The 14,976-nt window shown below is 39.4% G+C and carries 13 protein-coding genes; 4 read left to right on the forward strand and 9 right to left on the reverse strand.

Annotated elements, in window-relative coordinates:
• Positions 1 to 124: 124 nt before the first annotated feature.
• Positions 125 to 1,462: an MATE family efflux transporter gene (locus C0966_RS07095; protein WP_274854539.1), complete on the reverse strand. Its 1,338-nt coding sequence runs from the start codon at positions 1,460 to 1,462 to the stop codon at positions 125 to 127.
• Between the two features lie 533 nt (positions 1,463 to 1,995).
• Between C0966_RS07095 and C0966_RS07100 the strand changes: the two genes are divergently transcribed.
• From C0966_RS07100 to C0966_RS07110, 3 genes are all read left to right on the forward strand, one after another.
• Positions 1,996 to 2,706, forward strand: coding sequence for a cysteine hydrolase (locus C0966_RS07100; RefSeq protein ID WP_274854540.1), 711 nt, complete (start codon positions 1,996 to 1,998; stop codon positions 2,704 to 2,706).
• A 244-nt stretch (positions 2,707 to 2,950) separates the two neighbouring features.
• Positions 2,951 to 3,466: a Dps family protein gene (locus C0966_RS07105; RefSeq protein ID WP_274854541.1), complete on the forward strand. Its 516-nt coding sequence runs from the start codon at positions 2,951 to 2,953 to the stop codon at positions 3,464 to 3,466.
• A gap of 133 nt (positions 3,467 to 3,599) precedes the next feature.
• The gene (locus C0966_RS07110; protein ID WP_274854542.1) at positions 3,600 to 4,400 is read left to right on the forward strand and encodes a LysM peptidoglycan-binding domain-containing protein; all 801 of its coding nucleotides are present in this window, start codon (positions 3,600 to 3,602) and stop codon (positions 4,398 to 4,400) included.
• 434 nt (positions 4,401 to 4,834) lie between these two features.
• Here C0966_RS07110 and C0966_RS07115 read toward each other — a convergent pair whose 3' ends face one another.
• Together C0966_RS07115 and C0966_RS07120 are read right to left on the reverse strand one after the other, a co-directional pair.
• The gene (locus tag C0966_RS07115; protein WP_274854543.1) at positions 4,835 to 5,026 is read right to left on the reverse strand and encodes a DUF4177 domain-containing protein; all 192 of its coding nucleotides are present in this window, start codon (positions 5,024 to 5,026) and stop codon (positions 4,835 to 4,837) included.
• A gap of 576 nt (positions 5,027 to 5,602) precedes the next feature.
• Complete coding sequence (locus tag C0966_RS07120) at positions 5,603 to 6,385, reverse strand: PhzF family phenazine biosynthesis protein (protein ID WP_274854544.1); 783 nt, start codon at positions 6,383 to 6,385, stop codon at positions 5,603 to 5,605.
• 336 nt (positions 6,386 to 6,721) lie between these two features.
• On the opposite strand from C0966_RS07120, the gene C0966_RS07125 reads away from it, so the two are divergent.
• Positions 6,722 to 8,200: a PLP-dependent aminotransferase family protein gene (locus tag C0966_RS07125; RefSeq protein WP_274854545.1), complete on the forward strand. Its 1,479-nt coding sequence runs from the start codon at positions 6,722 to 6,724 to the stop codon at positions 8,198 to 8,200.
• Positions 8,201 to 9,133: 933 nt separating this feature from the next.
• Here the strand turns inward: C0966_RS07125 and C0966_RS07130 are convergent.
• The 6 genes from C0966_RS07130 to C0966_RS07155 form a co-directional block, all read right to left on the reverse strand.
• Positions 9,134 to 9,715: a DUF2306 domain-containing protein gene (locus tag C0966_RS07130; RefSeq protein ID WP_274854546.1), complete on the reverse strand. Its 582-nt coding sequence runs from the start codon at positions 9,713 to 9,715 to the stop codon at positions 9,134 to 9,136.
• 233 nt (positions 9,716 to 9,948) lie between these two features.
• A complete protein-coding gene (locus tag C0966_RS07135; RefSeq protein ID WP_087960461.1) occupies positions 9,949 to 11,184 on the reverse strand; it encodes an IS256 family transposase in 1,236 nt (411 codons plus the stop codon).
• A gap of 209 nt (positions 11,185 to 11,393) precedes the next feature.
• Entirely contained in the window at positions 11,394 to 12,329 is a 936-nt protein-coding gene (locus C0966_RS07140; protein WP_274854548.1) for an NAD-dependent epimerase/dehydratase family protein, read from the reverse strand.
• Between the two features lie 195 nt (positions 12,330 to 12,524).
• On the reverse strand, positions 12,525 to 13,157 hold the full coding sequence (locus tag C0966_RS07145) for a TetR/AcrR family transcriptional regulator (RefSeq protein WP_274854550.1): 633 nt from the start codon (positions 13,155 to 13,157) through the stop codon (positions 12,525 to 12,527).
• A 125-nt stretch (positions 13,158 to 13,282) separates the two neighbouring features.
• On the reverse strand, positions 13,283 to 14,653 hold the full coding sequence (locus C0966_RS07150) for a PTS ascorbate transporter subunit IIC (RefSeq protein ID WP_274854551.1): 1,371 nt from the start codon (positions 14,651 to 14,653) through the stop codon (positions 13,283 to 13,285).
• 21 nt (positions 14,654 to 14,674) lie between these two features.
• Positions 14,675 to 14,956, reverse strand: coding sequence for a PTS sugar transporter subunit IIB (locus C0966_RS07155; RefSeq protein ID WP_274854553.1), 282 nt, complete (start codon positions 14,954 to 14,956; stop codon positions 14,675 to 14,677).
• Positions 14,957 to 14,976: the final 20 nt, after the last annotated feature.

Here is a 14,976-nt window from a genome sequence, read left to right on the forward strand (position 1 = left end):
TTATTTATTACTCCCTAAAAATTTGTCTTTTTACGAAGCTATTTTATAATCAACAATGCTTTTAGCAAATTCCAAACCTTCAGCCTCGACTAATCGAATGGTTGTATTTTTCCATTAACTTTGTTCATCCATCTGCAAAAATCGCTTTCTTATTCCATTTTCCGTACATGTAATAAAGGAAAGCAAAGATGCTGCTGATGATAAAGCTTGTTCCCATTCCATAGCTAATGCCTTGTTCTCCAAACATGTTTGAAAACAGATACGTGAGCGGATAGCGGAGAATCCAGAAGGAAATGATGTTTAGGACGAGCACCTGGAACATAGCCCCTGCCCCGCGGACGACCCCGTTCAGGATAAAATTGATGCCAAGAAACGGATAGAAGAACGCGATTGTTCGTAAATATTGTACACCGAATGCGACCGCTTCTTTTTCCTGTATAAACAGCCGGACTGCAAATTCTGCAAATAGAACTGTCAGAACAGCGATTGCGATCATGATCGCAAAATTGAAAAAAACTCCGTACAGACCGATTTTATGAACGCGCCCCCACTCGTTCGCCCCGATATTTTGTCCAGCCATGCTGTTAATAGCCGTACCTAGAGCCATCGCCGGCAACATGATGATGCTGTCGATTCGCTGTGAAGCGCCAAAGCCGGCTACGACTTCGCTTCCGAATGAGTTTACAACACTCATTATTGCCATCACACCTGCAGAAATGACGGTCATCTGCAAGCCTGACGGGATCCCAAGCCTTAAAATTAAGGCTACTTCCTCTTTCTTCGGAATTTTCGGAATCGTAAAAGGCGCTAATTTCCTGCGCAAAACTAAATAAAGACCGAACAGAAACGCGGCTCCTTGTGAAAAAATCGTTGCGAAAGCCGCCCCTTCAATTCCCATATTCAGAGTACTGATCAAGAAAGGATCCAAAATCGCATTTAAAATTACTGCTGCTGTCACAAACCTCAGCGGTGTTTTGCTGTCTCCTAGTGCTCTTAAAACAGTGCTAATAAAATTATAGCCAAATAAAAATAGAATCCCCATGAAGTTAATTTTCAAATATGCGGCAGCATCAGAAACCATTTCAGGCGGTGTTTTCAGCAAAATCAGAATTCTTTCCGAAAAGACTAACCCGACTGCCCCCAAAGTTACGGACATTAGGGTTAACACGACGGCAAACGCATTTAAATAGTTTTTCAGTCCTTCGCTCGAGTCTTTCCCTTTTTGCTGTGACAATATTGTTAATGCGGCATTATTTACGCCGATGATAAACGATAAAATTGTGAAGATGACTGTACTTGATACCGCAATCGCTCCAAGTGCGTTCGCCCCGAGCAAATTTCCGACCCATAAACTGTCAATAAATTGATAGGAAACTTGAAGCAGGTTTGTGAAAATAATTGGCGTCGAGAAGTCAACAATCTGCTTCATAATATTTCCTTTCGTAAAATCTTGCTGATTCATAACGTACACCTTTTTCTTTTCGATTCTTCTTCTATTATTATTGATTCAGAAAAATAGTTCTAATAATATGCTGTGTTTTTTACTGACATAGTCCTAATCGCGGGACGGCTCATATATTGGAATGAAAGCTCATAAAAGAAGATCGACGGCTCATATCCTTCCCGATGATAAGGAGTCGAGGTGAACAAAGATCTAAAATCATATGCTATTTTCATCTTCCAGCTAAAAAAGCTCTATTTTCAATAATATCACTTTTAAAAAACCAGAAATTCCTACTTGAAAAATCTGAATAATAGGATTATTATTAACAATAAGAAATTCTGTTACATCTCATTATAATGCTGACTGGTCAACCAGAAGCTCCCGATTCGAGAAATATGTTCTCGAACCGAGAGCTTTTTTTGTTAATCAAATTTAATAAAGAAAGGAGGAAAAGCGTAAAAAATATGCTGAACACACCGGTTTATGCTAAAGCCGGCGGTTAACAAATTAAATTAAAATGCAAAGACCCAATTGGTTAGGAGGCGTTTTCATTGACAAATATAGCTTTGAATAATAATAAAATTGGCGGGATTCATGCAATCCCCGAACTTGCACCTCAATGGAAGAAACTTAATCTCGCAGAAATTCTTAAACGAAGGGCTGCTTTTGTTTCTATAAGCCAGAACAAATCTGTCTACGAGCCTTGGGGGGCACAAGGACACGAAAATCATCGTGAGAGAGGCAGTCTTCCGGCAACGATCAAGGTTGTTGAAGCTGCACGCAAAGCCAGTAATTTCGTTTCTTTCAGCTGGATTGGCTATTCTGTCTTCCGTGAGAATTATCCTCAGACAATCTTCGATAAGGTGCAGTACGAAACATGGATCGAGGGTCTGAACTTCACGGATGAACAGAAAGAGAAGGATAACGAACTCGTAGATGAGCTGAAGGCGTTGGTCAGACCGGGAGATTTGCAATTCAACGAACTTGCACTGCAGACCGCTTTCGTTGGCACTCAGCTTCCGCTCGAGTTAGCTAGAAAAAGAGTTGAGGTCATCGTCTTTACCGGTATACATCTCGATTGGTGCGTCGAAGGGAATGCCCGTTCGGCCCGCGATCACGGTTATTTACCAATCGTAATCGGTGATGCTACCGGCTGCCAGAAGCCTGAGCAGGAAGCTGCTGCAATGGAGCGAATCAATAACTTCTTTGCACCTGTCATTTCGGCTGACACTTTCGTAAGACTCCTAGAACAACCCGTCTAAGTAAGTCAATTTTGTGTGACTCCAACAATACGGTGATTCCCAATATAATTTTTATAATAAATTTATAAGACAAAAACCGATTGTCACCACGTAAAGGTGCTATCGGTTTTTTAGTTTAATAGATTATCTAAATCTAGATGTTGTTTCACAATCCCTCATCTTCACTTTTCAACATTAACGATGAACTGTGTACTCGCCCACAACATAATATGGTTTAGAAGCGTGTTTGAAAGGAGATGGGAAAATGGCTGATAATCTTCGCGCTGTCATGACCGGCTTGGATCCGGCATACGCAAAAAGGCTGGCTGATGCTTTTAATGTCTACTTAGCTAATCTTCACGTGACATTAATAAAAATACACAACTTTCACTGGAACGTAGTTGGTGTTGATTTTTTCGATTTTCATAGAGAATTGGATACGGTTTATGAAGAAGTTAACAAGGAAATTGACCGGGTTGCGGAACGCATTAAAATGTTGGGGTTCTATCCGCTTGGCTCAATGCAGGATTTTGTCCGCAATGCTACTCTGCAAGAAGCACCCAGCATGCCTTATGATACATTTACGATTGCATATCTTGTTGCAAATGATTTTGCAGCAACTGCCCGCTACTTACGTGAAGTCGATGAATTTGTAAGGGAAACAACGGATGAATTTTCGATTGATCTCATTGCAAATGCATTGGCTTTCTTAGAAAAATATGTCTGGTTCTTCACGGCATACTTAGAAAAAATGAACTACCCTCAAGTTCCAAAACAATGAATAGAGGATGTTCATAATAGCGACAACCCCCATTTTCAACTGTCCGATTTGAAATGGGGGTAACTTTATTTTTGTTAAATGCACTAATAAATGAATGATTCTTTTATATTTAAAAAACAAAATGGAGTGATTTATGTTGCCAATTATTTTTAGAAAAAATTACATTTATACAGTACGTCATGGCGATACACTATATTCGATAGCCCAAAGATTCAATAGTTCCACAGAAGTAATAGAGCGAGCAAATCATTTATTTGATCCGGTTACTGATCATGGTCTTATTTTCCCTGGAGATGTATTGGTCGTTCCGAATCTTTTAGAAACAGGAAAAGTATCTTATGTTGTCAAATCTGGAGATACAATGAGTAGTATTACTTCTAGGTTTAGTACATTTAGTGATTTAGTTGCCGGTATCAATAATCAAGAAAACCATAATTTTATTTCTCCCGATCAACAGTTAATAGTATCTGCATATATTTACCAAATTCAATCTGGAGATACACTTTCAGCAATTTCACATAAATTTGGAATTCCACTCTTAAACATATCAAAGGCAAACCAAGGTCGACCTGGTTATCAAGAAGATGTAATTTGGCCGGAATTTCATTTGATTCTCCCTTTACCAACCTCTCGAAATATTGTTGTATGGAATCCTCTTCCAGGAACAAAAGTGGTTAATGGACAAAGAATAGAAGGGCTAGCAAGAGCATTTGAAGCCAATGTTTTACATCAACTAAGAGATACTAACGGAGTCATTGTTTCAAACGAACGTTTTACAACAGCCGATGAAGGAGCTCCTGAATACGGAAATTTCACTAGCATTTTACCATTCGACAGAACCCCTTCATCAAATACTGGTGAACTTTGGGTTTACACAAGAAGCGCTAAAGATGGTAGTATCCAAGACTTGGTGAAGACAAAAGTCTATTTTTAAGCAAGATTACCTTGTGTTAATGCATAAAATTTGATAGGCAGATAAGCAATTCCTCATATATTCTTTCTCTTCTTTTAATTTAATTATATTTATTTTGCATGTTTTATTCATCTTTAGTTAACATAATTGCAATTTCGGAACCTTCTGAATAACAAAACCCCTTGGCGCTCAAGGGGTTTCAGATTATCGCCATTTATCGTTTATGCAGGATTTTATACCTCGTTGATCCATCAACGCTTTTCGGCTTCTGAAGAAGTCGGGTGGCTGCATAAATAAAAGGGGGTTATACAATCTCCTCTTCAACCAACGCGCCCGATTATTGAATATCAAAGGCTATTGAAACCAATTCACATTTATTGAAATTAGCTTCAAATACTTTAATAAGAAACCATATCTTATCAAGCAAGCACTTTTCGTCGTTAAGGAAACCTAGGTTATTGATTAACCTCTTTCTCGAAAATAATTTGTATTGAAGTAGCCTGTCCTCCAGCTGCAAATGGTAAAGGTGAAAATGTATGTAAACGCCACCCTTCCTTTGCATAGTTTTTAATAATTTCCTCATAATTTTCTTTAGGCTTACCATTTAAAGCACCTATTTGTACCTGAACGAACTTGTAATCGAACATAAATATTTCCTCCTGATTGGAATTTAGATCAATTAACTCTTGATATCTAAAATTTACGATTTCAAAACAATAAAGTTTCATCTTAAAGATTTCAGTCATTCCTTCTCCCCTAATTCATGTGGCTTAATATTCAACGAATTTTTCAATTTCCCCTCTAATTCCCTTCTTGAACTAAACTGCCCGTTACTTGAAAAAGGAAAAAGGCTCTACACCTTATTGAAGTAAGAGCACCCGTTGCTAGCATCACTGAGAAATTTGGATTTTATTACTTCACAATGGCGCCCGATTGTTGATTAGTTGAACAAGAGAAATGGTGATGATTAAAAGTGCATCAGCTATATATGTGATTTTTTACTTTGATCTAGCCTATTTGGGGTTATTTCTACATCATTTGCTATTAATGTAAATCTGTTTAAAATCATGTGAATAGTCAGAAGCATAAGCCTCCCATACGACATACCTAATACCGTAACACTTGTCAGCATTGGAATGGTGTGTGGAAAAGCGGAATAAAATGCCGCTTTTAAATCTTTCATTTCACTCAATTCTTTCGTTATATTTTCAGACTTTCCATAGTCAATACTCCATATTTAAAGTTGCTATAGCGTATAACACTGCTTTTCCTGCAATCTTAACTCGTGTATCTTCATATTTGCAATATATCGTTCCACCGCGCTTGGAAAGCTGTCTCGCTACCATTTCATCCTTGCCTAGACGTTTTGCCCAGTACGGAATAAAATTGCAATGCGCAGAACCGCACACGGGGTCTTCATTGACATTCAACTTCGGGAAAAAGCATCTAGAAACAAAATCGTACTTTTCACTTTTCGCTGTAATTAAAACGCCCAACCCATCAGGCAATTTTTCCAGCTTAGAAAAATCAGGGGAGGCATTTTGAACATCCTCTTCATTTTCAAGTACAAACATTAAATCTCTACCCAGATAGGTTTTAATAGGTTTTACGCCAAGAGCTTCGACCATTTGCTCTGTCAACGTAAATTCTTCAGGCATTCTGCTAGGGAAATCCATTTCATAAAGTTCACCTTTTTTTACCACAACTAGTTCCCCGCTCATTGTCTGAAACTTGATTGTATCCACACTCTTTTCATAATAGTTAGCAATTACATACGCTGTTGCCAAAGTAGCATGTCCACAGAGGTCAATCTCTCCCCCTGGAGTAAACCATCTTAACCGATATCCGTTCCCCTCTTTCACAGCAAATGCCGTTTCAGAAAGGTTATTTTCAGCTGCAATTTTTTGCATGGTGTCATCTGGAAGCCATTTCTCCATAATACACACAGCAGCAGGATTTCCTTCAAACAAGTTTTCGGCAAACGCGTCTACGACGTAACATTTCATTGTATGAACCTCCTTGTTTTACTAGCTAATTAAATCTTAAAAATGCAGTAACTGAGCCATGCTCTCCAATCATCTAAACAACAAATCCAATACTCAAGTTACCTAACAGTTGGCAAGCATGCCTGTACCCCATCAAAGAAGCTATTTTTTTCTGTCCATACAACACTACTCTCCATTTTCATCCTCTCACCTCATAGTTAACTGCATCGTTCACATTTAAATTCTGCAAATTGTACCCCTTCAAGTGTTATAATCCAATTATTCATTGTTGGTATTTTATATCGAAACTATATATAACACTCAACACACTTGTATAACACTTGAAGGAGATCAACTATGCACATTGAAATTCAACGTAAAGCTGAGAGTTCACTTTCTAAGCAAATATACGTATCTATTGTCGATCACATCCGTTCAGGACTCCTGCAAGAAGGAATACAATTGCCTTCCGTACGGGATCTATCAAAACAGCTCGGAGTGAGTTTGGTTACAGTAGTGAAGGCGTATAAGGAACTAGAACAAGACGGTTTTGTTACCTCAGTCCAAGGAAAAGGGACATTCGTAAATACGGAAAGAAAAGAGGTTGTAGATACAAAACAGGAGGCTTACTCTTTTAATTGGCAACTATCTGTGCAAGATTATTTACCTAGATCTCAGTTCGCCCGTTTTCATCAAGTCCCTGAGAGAATTCATCTTTCATCTTCTATGATTGATCCTGGACTTCTTCCTAATCGAAATTTAGAGCGAGAGATTCATCAAGTGCTTTCTGAAAACCCAAGAATTTTATCTCAATATGGAGAGATTCAAGGTGATGCACAACTGAGACATGCAATGTATGAGTATTTAAAAAGACTTGGGGTTCCTGCTGCACCTGAAAACATTTTAGTTACTAGTGGATCACAACAAGGAATCGATCTTGTTGCTCGTACATTTGTTGGACCAGGTGATGTGGTTGTGATGGAAGCCCCTACCTATCCAGGAGCAATTGATGTTTTTCGGGGGAGAGGAGCTACAATACTTACCGTGCCAGTTGATCATAATGGAATGCGGGTAGACATACTTCAAAATTTATGTGACAAATACAAACCAAAAGTTATTTATACAATTCCTACTTTTCATAATCCAACAGGTTCTGTTATGACTCCAAAGCGCCGTAGACAGATTCTTGATATAGCTCAAAGCATCCAAAGCATTATTATTGAGGACGATCCATGGAGTGAGATTTACTTTGATAAAAAACCACCAGTTCCCATTAAAAGTATAGATCCCTACGGTCATGTGATTTATTTGAAAGGGTTAAGCAAAACACTAGCGCCAGGTTGTAGGATCGGAATATTAGTTGCTTCTGGTTCCATATTCAGTCGTCTATTGGCAGCCAAGGCAAATACCGATTTAGGAAGTCCTTTGCTTACACAAAAGGCAATCTTACCATTTATTAAATCTAAAAAAATGACCGATCATATGAAAAAACTAAGAACTGCTCTGAGGATAAGACGCGATATGGTTCTTGAGGTACTTTCACAACATGCGCCTTCTGAGGTGTCATGGATAATCCCGCAGGGGGGATTAAATCTTTGGGTTAGTCTTCCTTCTTGGATTGATACGAATCACCTCCTGTTAGAAGCAAAAAAACAGCAACTCACATTCTTGCCTGGATCAGCATGTTACCCTGTAGAGCAAGAAAATCATCATTTACGATTGAGTTACTCTTATATGAGTGAACAATTATTACATCAAGGAGTTACTACATTATGTAATATTTTTCATTCTGAAATTTCATCAAAAAAAGTGCATGAAAGCTCACCATATTTTTGATGTAAATGTTAACATAAGTCAGATTTTCAGAAATAAAAAAATTAAGGATCAGTAAGTAAGCTTACTCACTGATCCTTAATTAAAAATGTATCCAACACGACTACGTACCGATCTACCTTGCACTATTATGAATAGTTGATTACCTATTTATGATCTTTCAACCTTAAACAAACAGTTCACCACTCAAAATAATGGTTCGTTCAACCATATAAAATACCTGTACACCCGTATACAACCTTTCGGCTGTATATGAACGTTAACTTTAATTGAATCGGTTGCTCAATGAAGTCTGCGGCACTCGATATGATCTTCGCTCGACCCTATATGATAAGTTGGAACCTTATAACAATAATATCTTCTAGAGATACGACTGTCATAAAACCTTTCTTTACCATATAAAATCTTCCCTCTGATCGAATACAGATAGAGCATTTATTTCTAAATGAACTATCTGGTCTGCAATCTTTGGCTGAATTATATATATCCTTCTGGATATATATAATTTTGGGCTCAACCGTTACGTACTCGATACATTTATAATGAGCAAATTCAGACCAATATATACACAAATAAAATTTACCACATACAGTAGAAACTTCCTATCTCTAAGTAGAGTGAATTAGAGACTTCTGCTCATAATAAACATGTGTTTCAGCTACAGCCCGATACTTACGTGAAGTCGATGAATTTGTAATGGAAACAACGGATGAATTTTCGATTGATCTCATTTTAAATACATTGGCTTTCTCAGAAAAATATGTCTTGTTCTTCACGGCATACTTAGAAAAAATGACTACCCTCAAGTTCCAAAACAGTAAACAGAGGACGTTCAGAATCGCAATAATCCCCATTTTCAGCTTTTCGATTTGGAATGGGGGTAATTTTAATTTCATACTATTCTTAGTGAAAGTAGTACAAAGAGAGGAATTTTGCCTATAATAGTCTTGTCAAGGAAACGGCTGATGATTTGCCGGCAGATTTTTGTTTTCTGAACCGGATATATAGTTCAATAACGAATAGATTTGGAATCCAGCAAATCCAGGCAATTAATCGATAAACACTTAAGAAATCAGAAGGTACCGCAGTCGGATTGATTAATTTTGTCACATCAGCAAATAAAAAGGTTAATAAAATTGTCCATAAACGGAGTGTCACACCGGCAAATGTCAAGGCATAACTTCTAAGCATCCATCGCTGATGAAGTTCAATTTTTTTCTTTCTGGCAGTTTTATAGCCTATATAGGTTGTATAAAGCCACAAGATATTCAAACAAAGGAATCCTACCATACTAATGACACCGCCTAAAGCTGTAGAAGATACATAAAATCCTGCCAATCCTCCCAATAGGATGGAAAAAATATATACCTTTCCAATGAATCGATGAATCCTTCTTTTAGCCTGAATTCTTTTACTGAACTGAAAAGGACCAAGGGCCAGTGCCATTACTCCTCCGGCGATATGCATCTTAAGAAAGATGATCCATGAATCGTAATGGATTCCCTCAAGAAGATGCAATGTAACAAGTCCTGCCTTTTGGGTCAAGTCCTAATTATTGTGTAAATTCCCCTTTGATAGACAACATGGACCTGATGACTTGACGTATGGTAGGCAAGTCCGGCAAGTCTCCCTGCCAGTCGCCTTCCCGGACAAACGATCATGTTGTCAAGGAACAGGCGTGTCAAGGAGCTTTCGCGGCATATCCTCGCTTCGCTCCGGTATTCCACGTTCTCCTTGACACAGCGAAGGGGTTACCCTACTCTTTTCATCTCCGAAACTTCCTGATTCACCGATCGAGCTTCTTGCTCTTTCGTTTTCCGCCACTGCCAATATTCGGACATATCTAAGTATTTACGTCCCGACATCCATTTTTCATCGATTTCGATCAACACGGCACCAACGAGGCGATACACCGATTCCCGGTTCGGAAAGATGCGGATGACCCGTTCTCTGCGACGAATTTCTTCGTTCAGCCGTTCCACTCCGTTGGTCGTACGCAGACGCCGCCGATAACGGTCCGGATAGTCCAATACAGCCGTGGCGTCTTCGAATCCCTCTTCAAGGATTTGCATGGCTTTTGGGGCTTTTTCTTCCCATTTGGCCAGCACTTGTTCCAATAACAGCCGGGCCGTTTGCTTGTTTGGGGCATGAAGAATCCCGCGAATCTCCTCCAGCAAGGCATCCTGCATATACTTTGGTGCGGCATCGAGGATATTGCGAATAAAATGTGTCTGGCATCGCTGCCATGTAGCACCTTGGAAATGCTTTTCAATCGCTTGCACCAGCCCGCCGTGCTGATCCGAGATGATCAAGTCCACTCCCCGGAGTCCTCGATCTTTCAGCCATCCGAAGAACTCGCTCCAGCTGGACTCCGATTCACTGTTTCCGATTTGCAGGCCAAGAATTTCCCGGTATCCTTCCTCATTCACTCCTGTGGCGATCAAAACGGCTCTGGAACGTACCCGTCCATCTTCCCGGACTTTCGTATAAATAGCATCTACTAGCACAAACGGATACACATGTTCATGCAGGGAACGGTAATTCCAGTCTTGGATAATCGGATCCAGCCCCTTGCACAGCGAGGAAACCGTGGATTTGGAAAACGAGGTGCCGCACAACTCCTCTGTGATTTGGGTGATTTTTCGGGTAGACACCCCGTTTACCACCATTTCCATGAGTGCCAGTACCAGTGCTTGTTCGCTCCGTTGATACCGTTGGAACAGTTCCGTAGAGAACTCTCCCTCTCTTGTGCGTGGAACGCGCAAGGTCAACCGTCCCACCCGGGTTGTCAGCTGGCGTGGATACGAACCGTTGCGATATCCTTTTCGTTCTTCCGTTCGTTCATAACGGCGAGCCCCCAGCTGTTCTTCTACTTGTGCCTCGAGGATTTGATTGAGGACTTGTTCCAGTAGCTTAGCTAATCCTTCATCTCTGGTGAATAACCCGTGCAGAAGTTCATCATTTAGGGTAATATGATATTGAGCCATGGTTGCATTCCTCCTTATGTTTGGTGTTTGTTTGTCCACTGTTTATTCTACCAAAGGGGAAGCAACATGGCTCTTTTTCTATTTCCCTTTTTACACAATTATATGGACTTAACTTGCCTTTTGGGGATCCAAAATAAAAAATTGAATAACTCCATAAAATGAAATAAGAACAGCTAAAAGAGCGATAATCGGTTTCCAGAAATATCGGATCAAACGCGACCACTCCCCATAATATTTCTAAACCATGCAACTGTTTTCCGGATGGCTTCTCTATGTTCGGTCACCTGATACGGAAATGCTTTTGCAAATTTTGCATGGCTGACGATAAATGGTTTATTGAACATATACATCATTTCTTTGAATTCGCGCATGTTTTTATCAAAAAGTCCAAGAAAATTAACGATTTGTGAACTTGCGAGACGGTATGTTGGCTTTTTGCCAATTTCATCGCCAACCATTTCAATTAATTCTCTAGTAGATATTGTCGGAGCAGCCGGAATATGCCACACTTGACCAAGTGATCGATCGTTTTCTGACAAGGTTACAAGTCCGCGAGCAAAATCTTCAATAAAAATATGAGTATGAGGGAGATCGATGTTCCCGATTGCCTCGGCTTTCTTCCCCAGTAATAGATTTCCGATTACCCTGCTTCCCAATGTCGCCACTAAAGCTCTTGGACCGAAAAAATCCGGGCCTCTTCCGATTACTGCCTTAATCTTTCCTTGTTGATGACTATTAAGAAGGTTTTCGGCTACTTGAGCCCGCACCTTTGTTTTAACTCCAACTGGCTTATAAGAAAGATCTTCATGATAATCACCATTAACCGGACCATAAGCATACAGATTATCTGCATAAATTATTTTCGCTCCTGAAAAAGCTGCCGCTTCGATTAATCCATTCATCATCGAAGGCAAATGGTCGGACCATTCTGTATACGGCAAACCTGCACAATGAAAAATTTTTTCTGCATCTTTGCATATTTCTTTTGTAAAATTTCGGTCACGTGCGTCACCTTTTATCAATTCCACCCCTTGTGGAATATCTGCTTTTCCGGTCCGGTTTATGACTTTCACCTTTTGCCCGCGGTTCAATAGTTCCCGTAAAACGGCCATTCCAAGCGGACCTGTTCCAAAAATATAATTCATCTCTCTCCCTCAACTTTCTTTTCTGAAATTTTTTCTTTACTTTGATTAAATAGTGTACTTATGTTAAATATTTAATATCCGTTAATAAAATTTGTCAATGATCTTTTTTAGAAATTTTTTCTATATTTTTCGACATAAAAAAGGGTCAGACCCCGCCAATCCGGAGGGAGTCAGACCCTTGAAGAAAATTTTCACCTATTTACATTTAATTAAGTCTAGATGAAGCCGGTAATATTCCATAAAATCACGGGAACTATAAATATGTGATGTTAAGTAAGCACCATAAAAAATCGTAAATAATATTTTTACGAGATCATCTGTTGTTTTATCTGTCATAATTTCTCCGTCTTGTTTAGCCTCTTCAATATATTTATAGAAAATATCGCCAAGATTTTGTACTTCCGGCTCGACAAGCTCCTCGTGTTCAGGAAAAAGCAAATGAATTTCCGTTTCTGTTAAAATCGGCATGCGCGGATGCATTTTTTGCTCGGACAAAAAGCTTATCAAACTTAACATTAATCCTGGACGAACCTTTGCACTTTCAGCAATGCTTTTAAATAAAAACTCAATGGCATCAAGGCCTCTCTTCGGATGAAGATACAAATCTATTAATCTTTGCGACAGCCAAATTCTCATGCAATAGACTAACAGGTCATCTTTTTGCGGAAAAAACTTAAAAAAAGTAACTTTTGATACTTCTGCCTTTTTGCAAATATCCTCCACATTGACTTCCCGAAAAGTATTTTCGCCGATAAGGTCCAGCCCCGCCTGTAAAATGGATATTTTAGTTCTTGCTTTCTTAATTTCCCGTAACGAATGATCTTTCATTGCAGTACCACCTTACTTTTGATTAACCATAATTTAAAAATTAACATCGGTAAATTAAAATGTCAAACATTACGGGTTGCAAGATTAATTAGAGCGACCTTATTTGGAAGTGCATTTACAGCGGTCTATGCTTGAATTTGGCTATCGTTGTTTTTCGAATTTTTGAAGAAGCCAAACAGAACTGAAATTAATAATATTCCGATAACAAGAATTGTAACGCCTGCAGCCCCAAAAGAATTTGCCACATAGCCGAGAATAATTCCTGTCACTCCAAAATCACTGTCTGAGAATGTTGTGTTTGCAAAGCCCAAATCTCCTAAAACCGGGAGCAAAAAGACTGGAAGGAAAGTGATAAGCAGTCCGTTTACAAACGATCCGATTATTGCACCGCGGATTCCGCCCGTTGCATTACCAAATACACCGGCAGTTGCTCCGGTAAAGAAGTGAGGTACTACTCCCGGCAGGATAATGACTGCCCCAAGTGCTCCAAGGATGATCATCCCTGTAATCCCGCCAAGAAAACTGCAGAAAAAACCGATTATCACTGCATTTGGTGCATATGGAAATACGATCGGACAATCAAGAGCCGGTTTTGAGTTTGGCACTAACTTGGTAGAAATCCCTTTAAAAGCAGGAACGATTTCTGCTAAAACTAGACGTACACCTGAAAGGATGACAAATACACCTGCTGCAAATGTTACAGCTTGAATCACCGAAAATACGAGATAATGAGTCCCATCGCTAAGCTCTTTTTCAACATAAGATGGCCCTGCAAAAAGAGCGATAATACTATATAAGATCGTCATCGTCAGCGCAATCGTTACAGATGTGTCACGCAAGAATCCAAGTCCTTTTGGAAAATTAATGTTTTCCGTTGATTGTGAACCTTTTCCGACAACCTTGCCGACCAGCCCTGAAAGGACGTAACCAAAGGTTGAAAAATGACCGAAACCGACATTATCATTTCCGACAATTTTTCTCATAAAAGGCTGGGCCATAGCCGGAAATATAGCCATTATTAAACCAAGTGTTATCGAACCAACAACAATAAGTGATACCCCTTTTAAACCCGATACAACAAGAATGATGGCGATCATGCAAGCCATATACAATGTGTGGTGGCCAGTTAAAAAGATATATTTAAATCTGGTAAATCTAGCAACTAAAATATTTGCCAGCATGCCAAAAAACATGATGAGAGCTGTAGCAGATCCATATTCAGTCAGTGCCATAGCCACAATTGCTTCATTAATCGGCACAACGCCGTTTACATGAAAGGCTTCCTGAAACATTTTTCCAAATGGTTCAAGTGAACCGACAAGAATTTTGGCTCCGGCCGCTATAACAAGAAATCCGAGGAATGATTTTGTCGTTCCTTTTACAATTTCATTTGCCGGTTTTTTCTGAAGCACGAGCCCAATTAATGAAATGATTGCGATTAAAATAGCTGGCTGGCTTAAAATGTCCATCATCAATTTAAGAAATCTTTCACCCATCCTGTTCTCCCTCTCTGTTCCTTAGAGCAGTCCTCTTTTTTGCAGAACTTCCTTCAACTTTTCACGAAGTCCATCCATATCAATAATACTGTCAATTACGACAACATCCCCTAAGTGGGAAGCTCCTTCAGCGATATCCTTTGCCGCAATAAACAAATCCGCCATATCAGGTGTTGCAGAGCTTAAATCGGAATGGCCGACTTCAATACCTGTAACCCCCAGTTCATTGAGAATTTCTTGAACATTCATTTCCAGCATAAAGCTGCTTCCAAGGCCTGAGCCGCATACTGCTAGAATCTTCATAATAATTCCTCCCCTTTCAT

It is taken from the genome of Bacillus methanolicus (assembly GCF_028888695.1).
GTDB lineage: Bacteria > Bacillota > Bacilli > Bacillales > Cytobacillaceae > Bacillus_Z > Bacillus_Z methanolicus_B.